Source organism: Pantoea sp. (assembly GCF_039594315.1).
GTDB lineage: Bacteria > Pseudomonadota > Gammaproteobacteria > Enterobacterales > Enterobacteriaceae > Pantoea.
Genome location: NZ_JBCNNP010000040.1, coordinates 1 through 19,991, shown reverse-complemented (window position 1 = coordinate 19,991; position 19,991 = coordinate 1). Strand labels below are relative to the sequence as shown.

Below are 19,991 nucleotides of genomic sequence, written 5' to 3'. Positions count from 1 at the left end.
AATTGTGGTTCTATTTTTTGTAAAGTTTAAGCCTGAAGTAAAGGCAAATGCTATGCACAGATCAATGTGATTCGCATTAAGTCGCTATTTTTTATTTCAGCAGTTCCAATCATAGTCGTCTAGATTAAACTAGCCTGGATTGTACAGAACGTGAATCAAATATGAAAAATCACTACGCGCTCGGACTGCAACAGGTGCAGCAGGAATTAAACTCCCTGCAAACGCCTGGTTTGTATTGGATCACTTGTCAGCGTCAGGAAGACGCAAGAATATTGTTGCGTCAGGTAGTTAGCCAGCAAAATGCCGCTACGCTGATTAGCGCTGCGGATAAACCGCAGGCACTGATGACGCCCGATCCGGCGGATGGTCCCGCGCGTATGCCGTTATTTTCGCTGCCAGCGAATAAAGCCAGTTTACAGCAGTTAGAAAGCGATTTTGCACGTGTGTTGGATAGCCACAGCGGCTTAGTGCTGTTTTATAGCCAGGCTGAACTGTGGGCAAAATTATCGCCAGACGAACTGGTAATTTGGCTTAAACGCATGCGGCGCATGTTAATCAATAAACAAATCACCTTGTTAATGATCGCCTCCGGTACGGCAATAATTCACTTGCGCAATCATCTGCAAGGTTATTTTCGCCAGCTTGATGGTGTCGCACATTTAGATTTTCAACAGGATAGCTGGCAATATCGAATTAATTGGTGGTACTCCGCCGATAAATTGTTGGCCGATCGCGCGATACGCTTGAGTTGTATCGAAGATCAATTTATTGCCGCCAATGAAAGCGAGCAAAATATCCCATTAAGCCTCAACGATGAAAATCAATTCCTTGCCCAAGAAGGGGTGTTGGAAGGCGCGCCGCCGCTTTCTGTGCAATGGCAACTGTTTAGCGATAACGAGAGCGTATTTTCGCGCGCCCAGCAGGCGAATGCCGCCACGGTGATCTTTAGCCTGGCCCATAATCAGGACATTAACTCGCTAGCGAAGATGGTCCATAGTTTGCGCCGTTCGCGAGGTAGCGCATTGAAGATTGTGGTGCGCGAGATTAGTACCACGCTTCGCTATAGTGATGAACGTTTGCTGCTGGCTTGCGGCGTCAACGCCATCGTGCCGACGGCGGCCAGTTTGTCGCGCTTTCTTACCACGCTGGAAGGCATTCAGGGGCAGCAATTCTCTCGTCATGTGCCGGCCAATCTCAATGCGTTGATGCAAGCGCTACAGCCGTTGCAGCAGAAAGGTTATTTGCCGTTGGATGCGTTCTGTGCTGCGGTGCAGCAGTTGATGAGCAATACGCTGCTGCCGGAAAACGATAAAGGGTTGATGGTGGCGTTGCGTCCCGTGCCGCAATTGAAGCCGGAACAGATTCTGACATTATGCAAACCCCGTCGTTTTGGCGATTTGGTGACGTTAATTAACGATCGCATCTATTTATTCCTCTCTTCCTGCCGATTTAACGATTTGGATATCGCGCTTAAATCGATTTTTTCGTTGCCGCACGATGAGCTATTCAGCAATCGCATGGTGTGGTTCGAAGACAATCAGATCCTGTCGGAAGCGCATAAAATTCGCCAGCTCACACCGGTGGTCCAGCGCGATGTCAGCGCCGAGCCGATCGCCGCAGTGCCGCAGCCCGCACACGCAGCGGAAACGGTGCGCAGTGCGCAGACGCCGCAACCGATTAGCCTCAATCTCAATGGAGTAAGCCGCCCATGACACTGATGGATTGGGTGCAGGTGGCGATCCTGCTGTTATTGGTTTTGCTATTTCTGAAATCGCTGTTTGGTCGCGGATTGTCGCGCAGTCGCAGTAGTTCGCTGATGCGTTTGCTGCCGACGCGTGCATTGAAATCAGAAGGGCAGTGGCAACGCAAAGTGAAAAAAACGGATAAACATGGATAACACATCTTCAACGCTGCGCGGTTCGTGGTGGCGCGGTCTCGGCGGCTGGAATTTCTACTTCCTGATTAAATTCGCGCTGCTATGGTACGGCTATTTGAATTTCCACGCGCTAAGCAATTTGGTGTTTCTGGCGTGGCTGCTGTTCCCGCTGCCTAATCTGCGTTTGCACCGCCTGCGCCACTGGATTTCGCTGCCGATTGGTTTTGCGCTGTTCTGGCACGATACCTGGCTGCCGGGACTGAGTTCAATTATGAGCCAGGGCAGCCAACTGGCGGGCTTCTCGGCGAGCTATCTGCTCGATCTGGCTAATCGCTTTATCAACTGGGAAATGATCGGCGCGGGCTTTGTGTTGCTGGTGCTGTATCTGTTTGTCGCGCAGTGGATTCGTGTCACCGTGCTGGTTTCACTGATGCTGATCTGGCTCAACGTGCTGACCATTGCTGGCCCGGCGCTGAATTTGTTGCCGAGCAACGCGGCCACGCCAAGCGTGAAACTGGACAATGCGCCAGCGGCGAAAGCGCCGGACGGCCTCGATCAATCCGCGCCGCCAACCAGCGCCAATCTCACCGCGTGGCTTAACCGCTTCTACGACAGCGAGCGCCAGCGCGTGACGCATTTCCCGGATGCGCTGCCTGCGGATTCACAGCCGTTTGATATTCTGGTGATCAACATCTGTTCGCTGTCGTGGTCAGATTTGAACGTGGCGCAGCTGCGCAATCATCCGCTGTGGCAGCACTTCGATATCCTGCTTAACAATTACAACTCCGCCACCGGCTACAGCGGCCCGGCAGGGATTCGTTTACTGCGCGCCAGTTGCGGGCAGAGTTCGCACAGCGACCTGTATAAAGCCACCGACGCGCGCTGCTATCTGTTTGATAATTTGGCGAAGCTGGGCTTTAAGCAGCAGTTGATGATGGATCACACCGGCGTGTTTGGTAACTATCTCAAAGAGCTGCGCGAAGAGGGCAATTTGCAGGCACCGTTGATGTCGCAAGCCGGTATCGCGCCGGAAGTGACCTCATTTGATGGTTCGCCGGTCTTCAATGATGCGCAGTTAATGCAGCGCTGGCTCGACGATCGCACTAAAAGCAGCGATGCGCGCAGCGCCACTTTCTATAACCTGATTCCGCTGCATGACGGGACACGCGAATTGGGCAGCACGCGCAGCGCCGATTGGCAGCCGCGCGCCAAAGTGCTGTTTGATCAACTCGACGCCTTCCTGACGAATCTGGAGAAATCGGGCCGTCGCGTGATGGTGCTGGTGGTGCCGGAACACGGTGCGGCGCTGCAAGGCGATAAAATGCAGATGTCGGGCTTGCGTGACATTCCAAGCCCGGATATCACGCATGTGCCAGTCGGGATTAAGTTTGTGGGTATGAAAGCGCCGCATCAAGGTCAGCCGCTCAGCGTCGATACGCCAACCAGCCTGCAAGCGATTTCAGAGATTGTTTCACGCGTGGTGGATGGACAAGTGTTCAATGCGCCGAACGTGAATATGTCGGTATTAACCGATAATCTGCCGCAAACGCCGGTGGTCTCCGAGAACGATAATGCGGTGGTGATGATGTATCAGGGCAAACCGTGGATCCGCCTGAACGGCGGTGATTGGGTGGCTTATCCGCAGTAAGGTGCTCATTTAAATCCCGCACGTACCCGTAGCGGCGCAATTTATTGCGCAATGGTGGACGAAGCACAGTGCTTCATCCATTAAGACCAAAAAAACGCGATAAATCGCGCCGCTACCAATCACTGCCTATTTCCACCTGCATTTTTCCGAATCCTCCTGTAAATCACCTAACTCGGCCATTTTTCGCCTTTATCCCGGCGAAATAACCCCATGACCTGAGATATACTCGCTGCGAATTTCATCTAACCACACGGCTAAAGTAGCCTGGAGAGGTTTTGTTGCGCGTCAGTCGTTCTCTAACGATCAAGCAGATGGCGACGGTTTCCGCCGTGGCGATGGTGACCATCAGCATCTTTATTGTCATCCAGCTGTTCCACTTTGTGCAGCAGCGCAGGATTGACTACGCCCAACAAATGGAAAATGTGGCGCATACCGTGCGCCAACCGCTGACTGATGCGGTGATAAAAGGCGATATTCCCCAAGCGGAACGTATCCTCAATACGCTGAAACCGGCGGGCATTTTATCGCGCGCCGATGTGGTACTGCCGAACGCGTTCCAGGCATTGCATGCCGATTTTGCGCCAGAAAAACCGGTGCCGCGCTGGGTGGCGCGTCTGTTTGAACTGCCGGTACAAATCACCTTGCCGCTCTACTCCGCAGAGCGTGCGGGATTGCCGAAGCCGATTGCTTATTTAGTGCTGCAAGCGGATTCCTCGCGCGTCTATCAGTTCCTTCTCAGCACCTTGTCCACCATGATCACCACCTATTTGCTGCTGGCGCTGATTCTTTCCGTGGCGATCAGCTGGTGCATCAACCGTTTGATCGTTCATCCGCTGCGCAATATTTCGCGTGATTTGCAGGAACTGCCGCCGCAGGCGATTCTGACCCACAAGCTGCCGCTGCCGCATAATCATCGTGATGATGAAATCGGCATGATGATCCGTAGCTACAATCGTAACCAGCAGGTGCTGGAATCCATTCACGACGAAATGAGCCGCATGACCACGCATTTCGCCGTCACCGATTTGCCCAATCGCGCGCTGTTTCTTGCGCTGCTGGATCAGCACATCAGCCATCGAAGTAACCGCCAGCCGTGGGGCTTGATGGTGATTCGCATTGAGACTTTGCAGGAAGCCAACGGCGTGCTGAGCGATGAACAGCGCGATACGTTGATGCTGACGCTGGTCGAGAAGATTCGCAGCACGGTGGACGATCACTCCTTGCTAGCGCAAACCGGACCCAGCGATTTCGCCTTGTTGATGAAGCGCGCGCACAATCCGTTCCGCGCGATGCGCCTGGCGCGCAGCTTGATGATTCGCATCAATCAACCGGTAAACCTGCAACAGCTCCAGCTCAGACCGAACGCCAGCATTGGCCTGGCGCTGCATGAAGAGAGCAGCATCGCGGCCAGCGAGCAGTTGGACCGTGCCACGTCGGCGATGATGTCGGCGCGCCATCAAGGCAAAAACCAGATTCTGTTCTTCGACCCGGCGCTCACCGAGCGGGCGCAAAAGCGGTTAACCCAAGAACATGACATCTTGCAAGGTTTACAGGACGAGCAGTTTGCCCTCTATTTGCAGCCGCAAATCAACATGGAGACCGGTGAATTAGCCGGTGCCGAAGCGCTGTTGCGTATGCGGATGCCAGACGGCAGTTACGGTTTGTCGGAAGAATTTATTGCTAGCGCCGAAGAGATAGGCGTGATTTCAGCGATTGGCCGCTGGGTGTTCGAAGAAGCGTGCCGCATTATCGCCGGCTGGCAGAAGCAGGGCATTAACATCCCATTGAGCGTTAACATTTCAGCGGTGCAACTGCGTGATGCCAGCATGGTGAGTCATTTGCAGGGCTTGCTGGAGCGGCATCGCATCGCGCCAGGCAACTTCGTGCTGGAAATCACTGAAACCGCGCAAATTGGCGATGCAGAACAAGCCATTGCGCTGCTGCGTTTATTACAGCAAACCGGCGTCGCCGTGGCGCTTGATGATTTCGGCATGGGCTATTCCAACCTTAACTATCTGCATCAGTTCAAAGCGCTGCCGGTGAATAAGTTAAAAATGGACCGCAGCTTTGTTTCCGCGCTGCCGGATGACGACACCATGGTGCGCATTGTGGCGGCGATTGCCGACATCATTCATCTCGATGTGATTGCCGAAGGCGTCGAAACAGCCGAGCAACGCGATTGGCTGCTGGCGCGCGGAATTACTATAGGACAAGGCTACTTATACGCTGAAGCCCTACCGCTGGTGGTCTTCAATCACCGCTGGCTCAGAACCCCGCAACTCCCTAAATAATCACCTTGGTTATTGATTTTCCTTGCAAAATTCAAGCGAAGCGCGGTGCTGAAGCGTTTCAGTTCATAGTTAGAGTTTTGTAACTTTTGTAAGGAATGTTAGGGGATATTAATCTTGTTAACAGGGTGTTATTTTCCTCGCCATCGGTAAGGTTTTACGCTTCTGGCGGCTTGCCGCATGCGTTCTCCACAACAATGGCGGTGCAAACCGTCTTACTGGACACCTGTTATGAAAATCTTAAAAAGCCTCTATTTTCAGGTACTGGTTGCCATTGGCATCGGCGTCCTGTTGGGCCACTTCTATCCTGAGTTAGGCGCGCAAATGAAGCCGCTGGGCGACGGATTCGTTAAGCTGATCAAGATGATCATCGCCCCCGTTATTTTCTGTACGGTGGTGACCGGTATTGCCGGCATGGAGAGCATGAAAGCCGTTGGACGTACTGGCGCGGTTGCGCTGCTGTACTTTGAAGTGGTCAGCACCATCGCGCTGATTATCGGTTTGGTGGTAGTTAACGTAGTGCAACCGGGTGCGGGCATGAACGTTGATCCGGCTACGCTGGATGCCAAAGCGGTCGCGGTCTATGCACAGCAAGCGGAACAACAAGGCGTGGTTGCCTTCCTGCTGGATGTGATTCCGAATAGCGTTATCGGTGCCTTCGCCAGCGGCAATATCCTGCAAGTGCTGCTGTTCGCGATTCTGTTCGGCTTCGCCCTGCATCGTCTGGGTAGCGCCGGTACCGTGATGTTTAACGTGATCGAAAGCTTCTCCAAAGTGATTTTCGGCGTGATCAACATGATCATGCGCCTTGCGCCGATCGGTGCCTTTGGTGCCATGGCGTTTACCATCGGTAAATATGGTGTCGGATCGCTGGTGCAGCTCGGTCAGTTGATTATCTGCTTCTACATTACCTGCGTGCTGTTCGTGGTGGTGGTGCTGGGATTAATCGCCCGCTTTGCCGGTTTCAACATCTTCAAGTTTGTGGCTTACATCAAAGAAGAGCTGCTGATTGTGCTGGGCACGTCTTCATCTGAATCTGCGCTGCCGCGCATGCTGGATAAGATGGAGAAGCTGGGCTGTAAGAAATCGGTGGTCGGCTTGGTGATCCCAACCGGGTATTCGTTCAACCTTGATGGCACCTCGATTTACCTCACCATGGCGGCGGTGTTTATCGCGCAGGCGACCAACGCGCATATGGATGTGTTCCACCAAATTACCTTGCTGGTGGTGTTACTGCTCTCCTCGAAAGGCGCAGCGGGCGTAACCGGCAGTGGCTTTATCGTGCTGGCGGCGACGTTGTCTGCGGTGGGACATTTGCCGGTTGCTGGCCTGGCGCTGATTCTCGGTATCGACCGCTTTATGTCCGAAGCGCGTGCACTGACTAACCTGGTCGGTAACGGTGTGGCGACTATCGTGGTAGCGAAGTGGGTCGGCCAGCTGGATGAAAACCAGTTGAACGCGACGCTTTCTTCCGGGAAAAAGGTGAATAAGCCATCAGAAACTGCCGTGTAAACGCCCATTTGCGTTAAATTGCTGAGAAATGCCCGCTGTCGCTTGCCCTGACAGCGGGCATTTGCATAATAAACCCCATTGATTTTTTTCCCGATTTTTTGCCTCGTTGCGCGACATCCTGACCTTCTTGTGGTCAAAGAGTCTGTTCTTAAATAAACGTGGCGGCAAAATGCCGCGCCGGTCACCCCAGATGTGGCCGAACATGCCGCGCTAACGAGCGTTGATCTGTTTGATTAGGGGTTCACATGCAGGGCACCAGAATTCGGCTTTTGGTTGGCGGATTGCTACTGGCAGCATCCGGCTTTGGCGTGCACGCCGAGACGCTCCAACCCGATCCCGCCTGGCAAGAAGGCAAACTGGACAATGGTTTTAGTTGGCAACTGCTTACCACACCACAGCGTCCAAGCGATCGTATTGAGCTGCGCCTGATTGTTAACACCGGTTCGCTGGTGGAGAGCGCACAACAAACTGGCTATAGCCACTTATTACCGCGTTTAGCGATGGTGCATAACGCCACGCTGGACACCAATCAGCAACGTGCGCTGTGGCAACAAGCCATGGACCCGCAACGTCCGCTGCCGCCCGCGATTTCGTCCTACGATTACACCCAATACAACCTGAGCTTGCCCAACAACCGCCCAGATTTGCTGAAAGAAGCACTGAGCTGGCTGGCGGCAACTGCCGGGAAAATGACGATTAATGAGCAAGTGGTTTCCACGGCGCTGACGGCAAACGATCCGATCGCCACCTGGCCGCCGAATACGCAAGATGTGTGGTGGCGCTATCGCCTGAAAGGTTCAGCGATGCTGGCGCACGATCCCGGCGAGCAACCGCGCGCGCCGGTGGATATCGCGCAGCTCAACAGTTTCTATCAGCAGTGGTACACGCCGGACGGCATGACGCTGTATGTGGTGGGTAACGTTGATAGCCGCAGCATGGCTGAGCAGATCAACAAAGCCTTCTCGCCGCTGAAAGGTAAGCGCGTCGCACCTGCCGCGATGCCAACGCTTTCACCGTTGCCGCATCAGCCAGTAAATCTGGTTAATGGCGGGATGAATCAGGATCGCCTGTCGCTGGTGTGGGACACGGCATGGCAGCCGATTCGCGATTCGCAGAATTTGCAGCGTTACTGGCAGAGTGATTTGGCGCGTGAAGCGCTGTTCTGGCATGTGCAACGTGCGCTGGCGGACAGCAAAGCGCAAAGCGTGCAGGTCGGTTTTGATTGTCGCGTGCTGTATCAACGCGCGCAGTGCTCGATCAACATGGATAGCCCGAATGCCTCGTTGCCGCAGAATATGAATCAGGTGGCGAAAGAGCTGGCGGCGGTACGTGATAAAGGCTTGCCGCAAGATGAGTTCGATGCGTTGATGGCGCAGAAGCTGTTGGAACTCAACAAGCTGTTTGCCACTTATGCGCGCACCGATACAGATATTTTGATGGGCCAGCGTCTGCGTTCGCAGCAAAATGCGGTGGTGGATATCGCGCCGGAGCAGTATCAGAAACTGCGCCAGGCTTTCCTCAGCGGCTTAACGCGCGATCAGTTGAATCAGGAACTGCGCCAGCAACTGTCGCAAGAACTCACCATGGTGCTGATTCAGCCGCAGGGCGAAGCGGAAACCAATGTGAAAATGCTGCAAGAAGGCTGGGATAAGGTGATGAAGTTACCTGATCCACCTGCCGCGCCAGCGAATCCCGACGATGCGAAAGTCGATAGCGGTAATGCCGTGGCTCCAACCGATCCGGCACCACCGTCTTCGTAATGATCGCACATTCCGTAGCGGCGCGATTTATCGCGTTCAGTTGATTTTAAAAGGTCAACACAACGCAGTAATTTGCGCCGCTACAAAAACGTGCGCTTGGAAATGCATTATCTCAAGTTTTCGCTCTCAGCCATTCCGTTACCAACATCGGCCAACTGGCGAGCGGTAAATCTGCCACGCCGCGAATACCAAAGCCGTGACCGCCTTTCTGATAGAAGTGAATCTCTACCGGCACCTTGTGCTCGCGCAGCGCGCTGAAGAACACCATGCTGTTATTCACCGAAACCGATTCGTCGTCCGAAGCGTGAATCAGCAAGGTCGGCGGCGTTTGTGCGTGTACGCGCGTTTCCAGCGAATAGGCATCAACCATTCTTTGATCCGGCCACGCGCCGAGCAAGCGGGTGCGTGATCCTTCATGCGCTAACCCTTCGCGCATGCTGATCACCGGATAGAGCAGCACCATCGCATCCGGGCGCGGCGAGAAGCTGTCGGCCTGATCTTGCACCGGATAGAGTTTTTCGCCGAAGCGGGTGCCAAGGCTGGCAGCCACGTGTCCGCCAGCGGAAAAGCCCATCATCACAATGTACTTGCCATTCAAACCGCGCTGCGCACGTTCACGCAGCACGCGCATCGCCCGTTGCGCATCGGCCAGTGGCGCGTCTGGGCCTTCATGATGGCCATCGTACGGCAGGCGATAGGTCATCACCGCCAGCGTGTAGCCCATCGAGGTGAAGAAGGTGGCGAGCGCGCTGCCTTCGCGATCAATTAATACGCGTTGATAACCGCCGCCCGGCGCGACCAGCAAGGTGATGCCGTTCGAGGTTTCGGGATGCCAGATAGCGATTTCCGGGCAACGCACGCCGGTGGCGGCGCGGTCATAAGGTTCGTACTCTTTGGCGAGATCGACGATCTGCGGCTGAGCGCGTGAATCGCTCGCGCCGGGCGCATCACCGTGTGGCCAGATGTTGATAATTTCTGTGTGCATAAGTCAGTCCTGAGCGAGTCATGTTGTCGTTATTTTTTCGCGGCCGGAGTAACAGCGTCCTGCTGTTATTGATTAAAACATGGTCTCTTTTGGCGCTGGCGTCCAGCCGAAAACCGTGGATTTCGCCAGTTTCGGACTATGCCTGGCAGCCAGTTTTCGTGCCATAACATATTGAATTTAAATCATTCTGTTAAGCGGGCTTGAAGCTGGGTTACAGGTTTTGTTACAGAAGTGGATCGGCTGAGTGATTAGCTAAAATTCACAGGTGAAAATGCTGAATTAAGGCAAACTTTGCGGGTTGGTTTGTTAGTGTTGGTAATGATTTGGGTCACCATAAATGGCGACCCTACAGCGAAGCGGCAACCTTACTTTGGCATCGCGCTCAGCGGGATGATCGCGCCGCGATGTTGGATCACGGTGCTGGCGGTGAGATGTCCGCGTGCAGCGGATTCTTCGGCGCTGCCACCGGCTAAACGCACCGCCAGATAACCGGCGCTGAACGAGTCACCCGCTGCGGTGGTATCAATGACTTTTTCTTTCGCCAGCTTAATGGCCGCCACTTCACGCAGCGCGTCGTCACCCACCGCAACCAGGCACGAATCCGCGCCGCGCTTAATCGCAATCTCCGTTACACCGGCATTACGTGTGCGCTTGATCACCGCTTCCAGTGGCTGCTCGCCCCACAGCAAATCTTCGTCATCGAGGGTAAGAAACGCCATATCGGTGTGGCGTAGCATTTCTGCATAGGCTTGCTGCGCGCTGGCTTTATCGGCCCACAAGCGCGGACGATAGTTGTTATCGAAAATCACCTTGCCGCCGTTTTTACGGCAAGCACTGAGCAACGCCATCAATTTGTCGCGGCTGGCGGCGGGCAGAATCGCCAAGCTGATGCCACTCAAATAGAGATAATCGTAGTGCGCCAGCTGCTGACAAATCTCATCTGCCTGCGCGCTATCCAGCCAGAAACGCGCCGCCGCGTCATTACGCCAGTACCAGAAGGTGCGCTCGCCGTGTTCATCGGTTTCGATGAAGTACAAGCCCGGCATTTTGTTATCGAGGCGCTGAATCAGATCGGTGTGGACTTGCTCTTGCTGCCAGGCGGCGATCATTTGATCGCTAAAGCTGTCGGTGCCGAGTGCGGTGATGTAATCAACGCGCAGCTGGTTTTCATCTGACTGGCGCGCGAGATACACCGCGGTATTCAGCGTATCGCCGCCAAAACCGCGTTTAATGTTGTCGCCTTTCTCGGATAGCTCAATCATGCATTCGCCAATGATGGCAATTTTCTTCTGCGTCATGGTCTGTAGCCTATGGTGATTTTTGCCCTAGTCTCGCGTCTGGTATGGCAGTCGTCAATGGTTTTTAAAACGATGTTTTGATTTAGCTTAAGGCAGCAAAAACGCTACGCTACGCGGATTTAACGGCCAAAGCGCCTTGTGTTTTGCCGATTAAGCGCGAAGTACGCTGTTACACTCCTCTCTTCATGGACCCGCTTAGATTGATAAAGTTATCCATGCGATCGCCGATACTTGCCGCTGAGATGCTATTTGCAGGCACTCACCACCAACCAGGAAAAAACCATGGTGATGAAGAATTTGAGTCATCGGCTGCCTATTTCAAATGAGCTGGAACAACAACAGGAAACGCGTCTCTTCTGGCAGCAGTGCCAACGATTCTACACTTTCCAACCGATTTACCAGGTCTCAGGCCGCTTGCTGGCCATTGAATTACTGACGGCGGTAACTCATCCATCCGCGCCAGAAAAAAGGCTGTCGCCCGAAGCGTATTTTGATGCACTGACTATCGCACAGCGATTGGGTGTGGTGCAGGAGCAACTTGAACTATTGATAAAGTGGTCACCGTTTTTCCAGCAGCGTGAACTGGTGGCATCGGTCAATATCGACGGCCCAACGTTGATGGAGATTGAGCAGCACAAGTCGATTCGCACGTTGATCGCGCAATTGCCGTGGGTGCGTTTCGAACTGACCGAACACCACGCGCTGCCGCAGGAAGAGATGGTGGCGAAGATGCCGGAACTCGGCCCATTGTGGCTGGATGATTTCGGTTCGGGCATGGCGAATTTCTCGGCGTTGACTGAACTGCGTTATGACTACATCAAACTTTCGCGCGAACTGTTTATGCTGCTGCGTGCCAGCGATGAAGGGCGTTCAATGTTTTCGATGCTGCTGGCGCTGATCAACCGTTATTGCAACGGCGTGATCGTCGAAGGCGTGGAAACCGAGGAAGAGTGGCAACAGGTGCGCAGCTCGCCAGCAATGGCGGCGCAGGGCTATTTCTTCTCGCGCCCGGTGCCGTTTAGCGAGCTGGAACGTATGGCGCTTGAGCTTCCCTGATCCCGTTCAGCGACGTCTCGACTATCCTTAGTGAGACGTGGAAGGGCAAGGAGGAAGCAATATGTCACGTACCCGAAAGATCCTGAGCTGGGTGGTCGGGATTTTTTTGTTATTGGTTGTGCTGATTGTGGTGATCATCGCCACCTTTGACTGGAACCGTCTGAAACCAACGATAAATCAAAAAGTTTCAGCGGAATTAAATCGACCTTTCGCGATACGCGGCGATCTGGGCGTGGCGTGGGTACGCAATCGCGAAGAACCCGGCTGGCGCAGTTGGGTGCCGTGGCCGCAGATCCATGCCGACGATGTGATGCTCGGCAACCCGCCATCGATTCCTGATGTCACCATGGTGCATTTGCAGCGTGTGGAAGCGACGATTGCGCCACTGGCGTTGCTGCATCAGCAGATCTACCTGCCGTGGATTAAGATGCAACAGCCGGATGCGCGCCTGGTGCAGACCGCCGACAAAAACAACAACTGGACCTTCGATCTGGCAAGTAGCAAGAACAGCGACGCCAATGCTGCGCCATCGGCATGGTCATTCCGTCTCGATAATATCCTATTCGATCAAGGGCAAGTGCGTTACCGCGACGCCATCAACAAAGCCGATGTCACCGTCACCATTAATCCTCTGGGCAAGCCGGTGCCGTATGCGCAAGTCGCTGGCGGCAACGATCAGCAAAAAGGCGCGGGTGATTTTGTTTTTGGCTGGCAAGCGAGCGGCACTTACAACGATCAGAAACTGGATGGCGACGGCAAAATTGGTGGCATGTTATCGCTGCGCAGTAAAACCACGCCGTTCCCGTTGCAGGTTGATGTACGCAATGGCAGCACGCGTGTGCGCATCGATGGCACTTTGCAAGATCCGCTGAATCTCGGCGGGCTGGATGTGCGTCTGCGCTTCTCCGGCGATACGCTGGCAAATCTGTATGGTTTGACCGGCGTGCTGCTGCCGGATACGCCGCCGTATGAAACTGACGGCCATTTGATTGCGCGCTTTACCGACGAGAAAGGGCCGCTGTTCCGCTATGAAAACTTCAACGGCCACATCGGTGATAGCGATATTCATGGCTCGCTGCGCTATCAGCAAGGCAAACCGCGCCCAACGCTGAATGGCGAACTCTCCTCGAATCAGTTACGCATGGCCGATTTGGGGCCGCTGATTGGCGTGAATTCGGGTAAAGGCAGCGAGAAAACGCAGCAAGCTAAAGCGCAGCGTGGCGATGCCTCAACGCAACCGGCCGATCGCGTGTTGCCGCATGACAAGTTCGATACCAAAAGCTGGGACGTGATGGATGCCGATGTGAAGTTCAGCGGCAAACGTATCGAACACAGCAGCAAGCTGCCGCTCAGCGATCTGTATACCCATCTGCAATTGAAGAACGGCGATCTGCTGCTTGATCCGCTGCGCTTCGGCATGGCAGGCGGCAGCATCAATTCCACCATTCATCTGGAAGGGAATCGCACGCCGATGCGCGGAAAGGCGGATTTGCATGCGCGGAAATTGCGTCTGCGTCAGCTGTTCCCGAATGTCACGGCGATGCAAAACAGTTTGGGGCAGCTTAATGGTGACGCGACGTTGAGCGGCACCGGCAATTCTGTGGCCGATCTGCTCGGCACCAGCAATGGCGAACTGAAATTGTTGATGAACGATGGCTTGATCAGCCGCAGCCTGATGGAAATTGCCGGTTTGAATGTCGGTAACTATATCGTCGGCAAGCTGTTCGGTGACGATGAGGTGAAAATCAACTGCGCCGCCACCGATCTGAATATTCGTCAGGGATTGGCGACGCCGCAGCTGTTCTTGCTGGATACCGAGAATGCAGTGATCAACGTGACCGGCAACGTCAACTTTGCTAACGAACGCATGGATTTGTCGATCAATCCGGAGAGTAAAGGCATTCGCATCATCACGTTGCGTTCGCCGCTGTATGTGCGCGGCACCTTCAAAAATCCGGATGCCGGTGTGAAAGCCGGACCGCTGATTGCGCGTGGCGCAGCTGCGTTGGCGCTTGGCGCGGTCGTGGCACCGGCTGCTGCATTATTGGCGCTGGTGTCACCTAGCGATAACGAAGCCAACCAATGCAGCAACGTGCTGCAACAGATGAAGAACCAGAAGTGATCAGTTACGCCACAGCACTTTGATGATGTGGTAACCAAAGGCGGTTTTCACCGGTCCATAAGGTTGGAGCAGCGGACAGGAGAAGACCGCCTTATCAAAGGCTGGCACCATTTGCCCTTTACGGAACTCACCCAAATCACCGCCGTTACGACCGGATGGGCAGGTTGAGTGTTTTTTTGCCAGTTGCTGGAAGTTCGCACCTTTCTCAAGCTGCGCCAACAGGGATTTTGCCTGCGCTTCCTCTTTCACGAGGATATGTAAAGCCGCCGCGGTTTTCGCCATGATGTAGTCTCGATGTGTATAATCGTCGCGCATTATACCTACCTTCATCTGATTCAACTGAGTGAATTTCTGTTATGCGTTTAAACCCCGGCCAACAACGTGCTGTCGAATTTGTCACTGGACCTTGCCTGGTGCTGGCCGGTGCTGGCTCCGGTAAAACCCGTGTCATCACCAATAAAATCGCCCACTTGATTCGCGAATGCGGCTATCAGGCGCGCCATATCGCCGCCGTGACCTTTACCAATAAAGCGTCGCGAGAGATGAAGGAGCGCGTGGCGCAGACGCTGGGACGCAAAGAGGCGCGCGGCCTGATGATTTCTACCTTCCACACCTTGGGGTTGGAGATCATCAAACGCGAATACAAAGCACTCGGCATGAAAGCCAGCTTCTCGTTGTTCGACGATCAGGATCAGCTGGCGCTACTCAAAGATCTGACCCAGCAGTGGCTGGAAGAAGATAAAACCCAGTTGCAGCAGCTGATTTCTACCATCTCCAACTGGAAGAACGATCTGGTTGATCCGCAACAGGCGATTGGCGCGGCACAATCGCAGCGTGACCAGATTTTTGCCCACTGCTATCAGCTGTATGACCAGCATCTCAAGTCCTGTAACGTACTGGATTTCGACGATTTAATCGCGTTGCCCACCTTGCTGCTGCAACGCAATCAGGAAGTGCGTGAACGCTGGCAGCAGCGTATTCGCTATCTGTTGGTGGATGAATATCAGGACACCAACACCAGCCAGTATGAGCTGGTGAAACTGATTGTCGGCGCACGCGCGCGATTCACCGTGGTAGGCGATGACGATCAGTCGATTTACTCGTGGCGTGGAGCGCGACCGCAAAATCTGGTGCTGCTGAAAGAGGATTTCCCGGCGCTGGAAGTGGTGAAGCTGGAGCAGAATTACCGTTCAACCCAGCGCATCCTCAAATCGGCCAACATCCTGATTGCCAACAATCCGCACGTGTTTGAAAAGCGCCTGTTCTCTGAATTGGGGCAGGGCAGCGAGCTGAAAGTGCTGAGCGCCAACAACGAAGATCATGAAGCCGAACGCGTGGCTGGCGAGTTAATTGCGCATCACTTCATCAATAAAACCGCCTACAAAGATTACGCGATTCTGTATCGCGGCAATCATCAGTCACGCGTGTTTGAAAAGCAGCTGATGCAGAACCGTATTCCTTATCGTATTTCCGGCGGCACTTCGTTCTTCTCGCGTCCGGAAATCAAAGATTTACTGGCTTATCTGCGTGTGTTGACCAATCAGGAAGATGACAGCGCATTTCTGCGTATTGTGAATACGCCGCGTCGTGAGATTGGCCCGGCAACGCTGCAAAAACTGGGTGAATGGGCCAATCTGCGTAATAAAAGCCTGTATCACGCCAGCTTTGATATGGGGCTGGAACAAACGCTGAGCGGGCGCGGATTAGAGCATTTGCAGCGTTTTACCCATTGGCTGAATGAGATTATCCAGCTAACCGAGCGTGAACCGGTGAATGCGGTGCGTGACCTGATTCGCGGCATCGATTATGAGAGTTGGTTGTTCGAAACCTCGCCCAGCCCAAAAGCCGCTGAAATGCGCATGAAGAACGTCAATTTGCTGTTCCAGTGGATGACCGAAATGCTGGAAGGTGATGAGCTCAACGAGCCGATGACGCTGGCGCAAGTGGTGACGCGCTTTACGTTGCGCGACATGATGGAACGCGGTGAGAGCGACGAGGAGCTGGATCAGGTGCAGTTAATGACGCTGCATGCGTCTAAAGGACTTGAGTTCCCGTATGTCTATTTGGTCGGCATGGAAGAGGGTTTGTTGCCGCATCAGAGCAGCATTGATGAGAACAATATCGAAGAAGAGCGTCGTTTAGCCTACGTAGGTATCACGCGTGCGCAGCGCGAGCTGACGTTTACGCTGTGCCGCGAGCGCCGCCAATATGGCGAGCTGATGCGCCCAGAGCCGAGTCGCTTCCTGCTGGAGTTGCCGCAGGATGACCTGCTATGGGAACACGAGAAAAAAGTGGTGAGCGCGGAAGAGCGGGCTAAAACTAGCCAGACGCGGGTCGCGGGGTTAAGAGCGATGCTGGAGAATGCGAAGAAGGGTTAAGATTGGTGCGGTTTTTCCCTCATCCCAGCCTTCTCCCGCAAGCGGGAGAAGGGGCCGATCGGCGCGGGGTATGAGCTCTTAAGAGATGGTTAGCAACCAGTGCACATATGATTGGTAATGACTTTCCTGCTCCAGCAACTCTGAACGCAGCGGATGCGCTTCGCGCCAGCCGCTCGGCAAGGTCAAATGCAACGCATCATCATCGGCCTGCAAACGCACGGCGGGCAATGTGTCATCGCGGCGGCGGCTGGAGAAGATAATCGCCAGACGCAGCAAACGGCTTAAACGCTCGGCCATGCGCGGCGGCACGGCGTTTTGCTGCGTCAGCAAGGCTAAATCAATGCTGCCGCTTTGATTCTGCAACAAGCAGGCGAGCATCTTTTTCTGCGCGGGAGTGAAGCCTGGAAGATCGAGGTGGCGAATCAGGTAGGCGGCGTGTTGCGGAGCCTGACGGAAATCGACGCTGAGGCCAATTTCGTGAATCGAACAGGCGCTTAACAGCAGATCGCGACATCGATTATCCAGCTTCCACGTGCTGCTCACCTGACGGAAGAAACTCTCCGCCAACTGGCGCACGCGTCCTGCCTGCTCAACATCAATGGCAAAACGGCGCTGCACGTTTTGTAACGTGCGACTGCGGATATCGCGATCAATCGGCAGATGCAGCATGCCGTACACCAAACCTTCGCGCAGTGCGCCGCCAGCCAGCGTCATGCCTTCGATGCTGAGTTCCTGGAAGATGGCGATGAGAATCGACAGGCCGCTAGGGAAAACCAGCGCGCGCTCCAGCGTCAATCCTTCAATTTCCAACTCTTCCAGCTTGCCGCATTGAATCGCGCGCTGTTTAAGCTGCTGTAACTTGCTCAGCGTGATGCGCTCATCCATGCCCTGCGCCATCATGATTTCCTGCAACGCCTGCACGGTGCCGGATGCGCCAACGCAGATTTGCCAGCCTTTTTCACGCAATGCCGCGGCGACGGGACGGATCATTTCGCGCGCGGCCAATTCGGCCTGCTCGAAATTCTCTTTAGCCAGATGACGATCGCTGAAATAGCGTTCCAGCCAGGTGACGCAACCCATCGACAAACTAAACAATGTGGTGGCGTGTGAACCTTCGCCGGTCACCAGTTCGGTGCTGCCGCCGCCGATATCGACCACTAAACGCTGATCGGAACCGCCGGTGGTATGCGCCACACCTTGATAAATCAGGCGCGCTTCTTCCTCGCCGCTGATGACATTCACCGCGCAGCCAAGAATTTGTTCAGCAGTAGTAAGAAAATCCTGCGCGTTTTCGGCAATGCGCAGCGTGGCGGTTGCCACCACGCGGATTTGCTCAGGGGGAATATCCTGAAGCTGTTCGGAGAACAATTTCAGGCACTGCCAGCCGCGTTGCATCGCCTCTGCGGAGAGATGATTGGCTTTGTCGAGACCGGCAGCCAGACGCACTTTGCGCTTTATCCGCGCGACGGTCTGGATACTGCCAGACACCTCGCGCACCACCAACATATGAAAGCTGTTAGAACCTAGATCAATCGCAGCATAAAGTGACGATGCGCTTAGCATGGTGTGCTTAACCCGGACGTTTACGGTTGCTGTTGCGAGGTGCACCGCTACGACGGTTACTGTTGTTACCGCCACGGCGTGGACCGTTTCCTGAGCGACTGCGTTGCAGACGTTTCGGTGGTGGCAACTCTTCCAGCAAAGCATCGCTGTTGTACTTGCTGACCGGAATGCCGTGACCGATATACTCTTCAATCGCTGGCAGGTTCAGCGCGTACTCTTCGCACGCCAGGCTGATGGAGTGCCCGCTGGCACCCGCGCGGCCGGTACGACCAATACGGTGAACGTAATCTTCGCGATCGTCAGGCAGATCGTAGTTGAACACGTGCGTTACCGCAGGAATGTGCAAACCACGCGCGGCGACGTCGGTGGCAACCAGGATATCAACATCACCTTTGGTGAAATCATCAAGGATGCGCAGACGTTTTTTCTGTGCCACATCGCCAGTCAACAAACCCACGCGATGACCATCGGCAGCCAAATGGCCCCAAATGTCTTCACAGCGATGTTTGGTATTAGCAAAGATAATGGCGCGATCTGGCCACTCTTCTTCAACCAGCGTTTGCAGCAAGCGCATTTTCTCTTCATTCGAAGGGTAGAAAAGCTCTTCTTTAATACGGTGGCCGGTTTTCTGCTCCGGTTCGACTTCCACGTATTCGGCGTTATTCATGTGCTCAAACGCCAGTTCACGCACGCGGTAAGACAAGGTGGCAGAGAACAGCATACTCAGGCGTTGGGTGGCCGGCGGCATGCGGCGGAACAGCCAACGAATGTCTTTAATGAAACCGAGATCGAACATGCGATCGGCTTCATCCAGCACAACAACCTGAATCGCGCCCAGATTGACGTGATTCTGCTTGGCATAGTCGATCAAACGTCCGGTGGTGCCCACCAGGATATCGACGCCATCTGCCAACACTTTCAACTGTTTATCGTAGCCGTCGCCACCGTAAGCCAGGCCCAGCTTTAAGCCAGTCACTTTTGCTAACGGTTCAGCATCGGCATGAATTTGTACGGCGAGCTCACGCGTCGGCGCCATGATCAGCGCACGTGGCTGATTAACCTGGCGGCCTTCAGCGGCAGGATGAGAAAGAAGATAATGAAACGTTGACGTCAGGAACGCCATCGTTTTGCCAGTACCGGTTTGCGCCTGACCCGCGACATCACGCCCTGAAAGCGTAAATGGCAACGCGAGCGCCTGAATAGGCGTGCAGTTAGAAAAGCCTTTGGTATCAAGGGCTTCAACCACCTGAGGGTGCAGGGCGAAGTCGGAAAACTTCTGTTCAGTTAAGTGTGTTTTGCTCATAGTGTGGTAGAATATCAGCTTACTAGCGCTTTACGAAAGCGTATCCGATGAAATAAAGTCATCCTACGTTGGTAACATTTCCGCCAATTCGCCAGGCGCAATCTTTTGGAGTTAAACATGAGCAGCGATAAGATCGTTCACTTGACCGATGACAGTTTCGACACAGACGTACTGAAAGCAGACGGTGTCACTCTGGTAGATT

Annotated in this window: 14 protein-coding genes and 1 pseudogene; 10 read left to right on the top strand and 5 right to left on the bottom strand. The window is 54.2% G+C overall.

Going from position 1 to position 19,991, the window contains the following annotated elements:
* Positions 1–161 precede the first annotated feature (161 nt).
* The 6 genes from bcsE (at position 162) to ABDW13_RS18035 (ending at position 9,084) form a co-directional block, all read left to right on the top strand.
* Complete coding sequence (gene bcsE / locus ABDW13_RS18060; protein ID WP_343553942.1) at positions 162–1,712, top strand: cellulose biosynthesis protein BcsE; 1,551 nt, start codon at positions 162–164, stop codon at positions 1,710–1,712.
* Entirely contained in the window at positions 1,709–1,897 is a 189-nt protein-coding gene (gene bcsF / locus ABDW13_RS18055) for a cellulose biosynthesis protein BcsF (protein WP_343553941.1), read from the top strand. Before bcsE ends, bcsF begins: the two co-directional genes overlap by 4 nt.
* The gene (bcsG, locus tag ABDW13_RS18050; protein WP_343553940.1) at positions 1,890–3,524 is read left to right on the top strand and encodes a cellulose biosynthesis protein BcsG; all 1,635 of its coding nucleotides are present in this window, start codon (positions 1,890–1,892) and stop codon (positions 3,522–3,524) included. Before bcsF ends, bcsG begins: the two co-directional genes overlap by 8 nt.
* A 278-nt stretch (positions 3,525–3,802) precedes the next feature.
* The gene (gene hmsP, locus ABDW13_RS18045; RefSeq protein WP_343553954.1) at positions 3,803–5,815 is read left to right on the top strand and encodes a biofilm formation regulator HmsP; all 2,013 of its coding nucleotides are present in this window, start codon (positions 3,803–3,805) and stop codon (positions 5,813–5,815) included.
* A gap of 228 nt (positions 5,816–6,043) precedes the next feature.
* A complete protein-coding gene (locus tag ABDW13_RS18040; RefSeq protein WP_343553939.1) occupies positions 6,044–7,324 on the top strand; it encodes a dicarboxylate/amino acid:cation symporter in 1,281 nt (426 codons plus the stop codon).
* 245 nt (positions 7,325–7,569) lie between these two features.
* On the top strand, positions 7,570–9,084 hold the full coding sequence (locus ABDW13_RS18035) for a pitrilysin family protein (protein ID WP_343553938.1): 1,515 nt from the start codon (positions 7,570–7,572) through the stop codon (positions 9,082–9,084).
* 112 nt (positions 9,085–9,196) lie between these two features.
* Here ABDW13_RS18035 and ABDW13_RS18030 read toward each other — a convergent pair whose 3' ends face one another.
* Both ABDW13_RS18030 and ABDW13_RS18025 read right to left on the bottom strand, forming a co-directional pair.
* Positions 9,197–10,069: an alpha/beta hydrolase gene (locus ABDW13_RS18030; protein ID WP_343553937.1), complete on the bottom strand. Its 873-nt coding sequence runs from the start codon at positions 10,067–10,069 to the stop codon at positions 9,197–9,199.
* Between the two features lie 365 nt (positions 10,070–10,434).
* A complete protein-coding gene (locus ABDW13_RS18025; RefSeq protein ID WP_343553936.1) occupies positions 10,435–11,367 on the bottom strand; it encodes a sugar kinase in 933 nt (310 codons plus the stop codon).
* A 282-nt stretch (positions 11,368–11,649) separates the two neighbouring features.
* Between ABDW13_RS18025 and pdeH the strand changes: the two genes are divergently transcribed.
* Together pdeH and ABDW13_RS18015 are read left to right on the top strand one after the other, a co-directional pair.
* On the top strand, positions 11,650–12,423 hold the full coding sequence (pdeH, locus tag ABDW13_RS18020) for a cyclic-guanylate-specific phosphodiesterase (RefSeq protein ID WP_343553935.1): 774 nt from the start codon (positions 11,650–11,652) through the stop codon (positions 12,421–12,423).
* A 61-nt stretch (positions 12,424–12,484) separates the two neighbouring features.
* Positions 12,485–14,545 (top strand): AsmA family protein, encoded by a 2,061-nt coding sequence (locus tag ABDW13_RS18015; RefSeq protein WP_343553934.1) that lies wholly within the window; start codon positions 12,485–12,487, stop codon positions 14,543–14,545.
* On the opposite strand, the gene ppiC is transcribed toward ABDW13_RS18015, so the two are convergent.
* Positions 14,546–14,827: a peptidylprolyl isomerase PpiC gene (gene ppiC, locus ABDW13_RS18010; protein WP_008105734.1), complete on the bottom strand. Its 282-nt coding sequence runs from the start codon at positions 14,825–14,827 to the stop codon at positions 14,546–14,548.
* Positions 14,828–14,901: 74 nt separating this feature from the next.
* On the opposite strand from ppiC, the gene rep reads away from it, so the two are divergent.
* Positions 14,902–16,923, top strand: a complete 2,022-nt coding sequence (rep, locus tag ABDW13_RS18005) for a DNA helicase Rep (RefSeq protein ID WP_343553933.1) — start codon at positions 14,902–14,904, stop codon at positions 16,921–16,923.
* A 78-nt stretch (positions 16,924–17,001) separates the two neighbouring features.
* On the opposite strand, the gene ppx is transcribed toward rep, so the two are convergent.
* On the bottom strand, positions 17,002–18,486 hold the full coding sequence (ppx, locus tag ABDW13_RS18000) for an exopolyphosphatase (RefSeq protein ID WP_343553932.1): 1,485 nt from the start codon (positions 18,484–18,486) through the stop codon (positions 17,002–17,004).
* Positions 18,487–18,493: 7 nt separating this feature from the next.
* Positions 18,494–19,789, bottom strand: coding sequence for an ATP-dependent RNA helicase RhlB (rhlB, locus tag ABDW13_RS17995; RefSeq protein ID WP_343553931.1), 1,296 nt, complete (start codon positions 19,787–19,789; stop codon positions 18,494–18,496).
* A 117-nt stretch (positions 19,790–19,906) separates the two neighbouring features.
* Between rhlB and trxA the strand changes: the two are divergent.
* Positions 19,907–19,991, top strand: a pseudogene (gene trxA / locus ABDW13_RS17990) (thioredoxin); the annotation flags it as partial.

Bases quoted from the DNA above. Each gene is read 5' to 3' on its own strand.
- ABDW13_RS18035 (WP_343553938.1), top strand. From the start codon at position 7,570: ATGCAGGGCACCAGAATTCGGCTTTTGGTTGGCGGATTGCTACTGGCA.
- bcsG (WP_343553940.1), top strand. From the start codon at position 1,890: ATGGATAACACATCTTCAACGCTGCGCGGTTCGTGGTGGCGCGGTCTC.
- ABDW13_RS18025 (WP_343553936.1), bottom strand. From the start codon at position 11,367: ATGACGCAGAAGAAAATTGCCATCATTGGCGAATGCATGATTGAGCTA.
- rhlB (WP_343553931.1), bottom strand. From the start codon at position 19,789: ATGAGCAAAACACACTTAACTGAACAGAAGTTTTCCGACTTCGCCCTG.
- rep (WP_343553933.1), top strand. From the start codon at position 14,902: ATGCGTTTAAACCCCGGCCAACAACGTGCTGTCGAATTTGTCACTGGA.
- ABDW13_RS18040 (WP_343553939.1), top strand. From the start codon at position 6,044: ATGAAAATCTTAAAAAGCCTCTATTTTCAGGTACTGGTTGCCATTGGC.
- ABDW13_RS18030 (WP_343553937.1), bottom strand. From the start codon at position 10,069: ATGCACACAGAAATTATCAACATCTGGCCACACGGTGATGCGCCCGGC.
- bcsE (WP_343553942.1), top strand. From the start codon at position 162: ATGAAAAATCACTACGCGCTCGGACTGCAACAGGTGCAGCAGGAATTA.
- bcsF (WP_343553941.1), top strand. From the start codon at position 1,709: ATGACACTGATGGATTGGGTGCAGGTGGCGATCCTGCTGTTATTGGTT.
- ABDW13_RS18015 (WP_343553934.1), top strand. From the start codon at position 12,485: ATGTCACGTACCCGAAAGATCCTGAGCTGGGTGGTCGGGATTTTTTTG.
- ppx (WP_343553932.1), bottom strand. From the start codon at position 18,486: ATGCTAAGCGCATCGTCACTTTATGCTGCGATTGATCTAGGTTCTAAC.
- ppiC (WP_008105734.1), bottom strand. From the start codon at position 14,827: ATGGCGAAAACCGCGGCGGCTTTACATATCCTCGTGAAAGAGGAAGCG.
- pdeH (WP_343553935.1), top strand. From the start codon at position 11,650: ATGGTGATGAAGAATTTGAGTCATCGGCTGCCTATTTCAAATGAGCTG.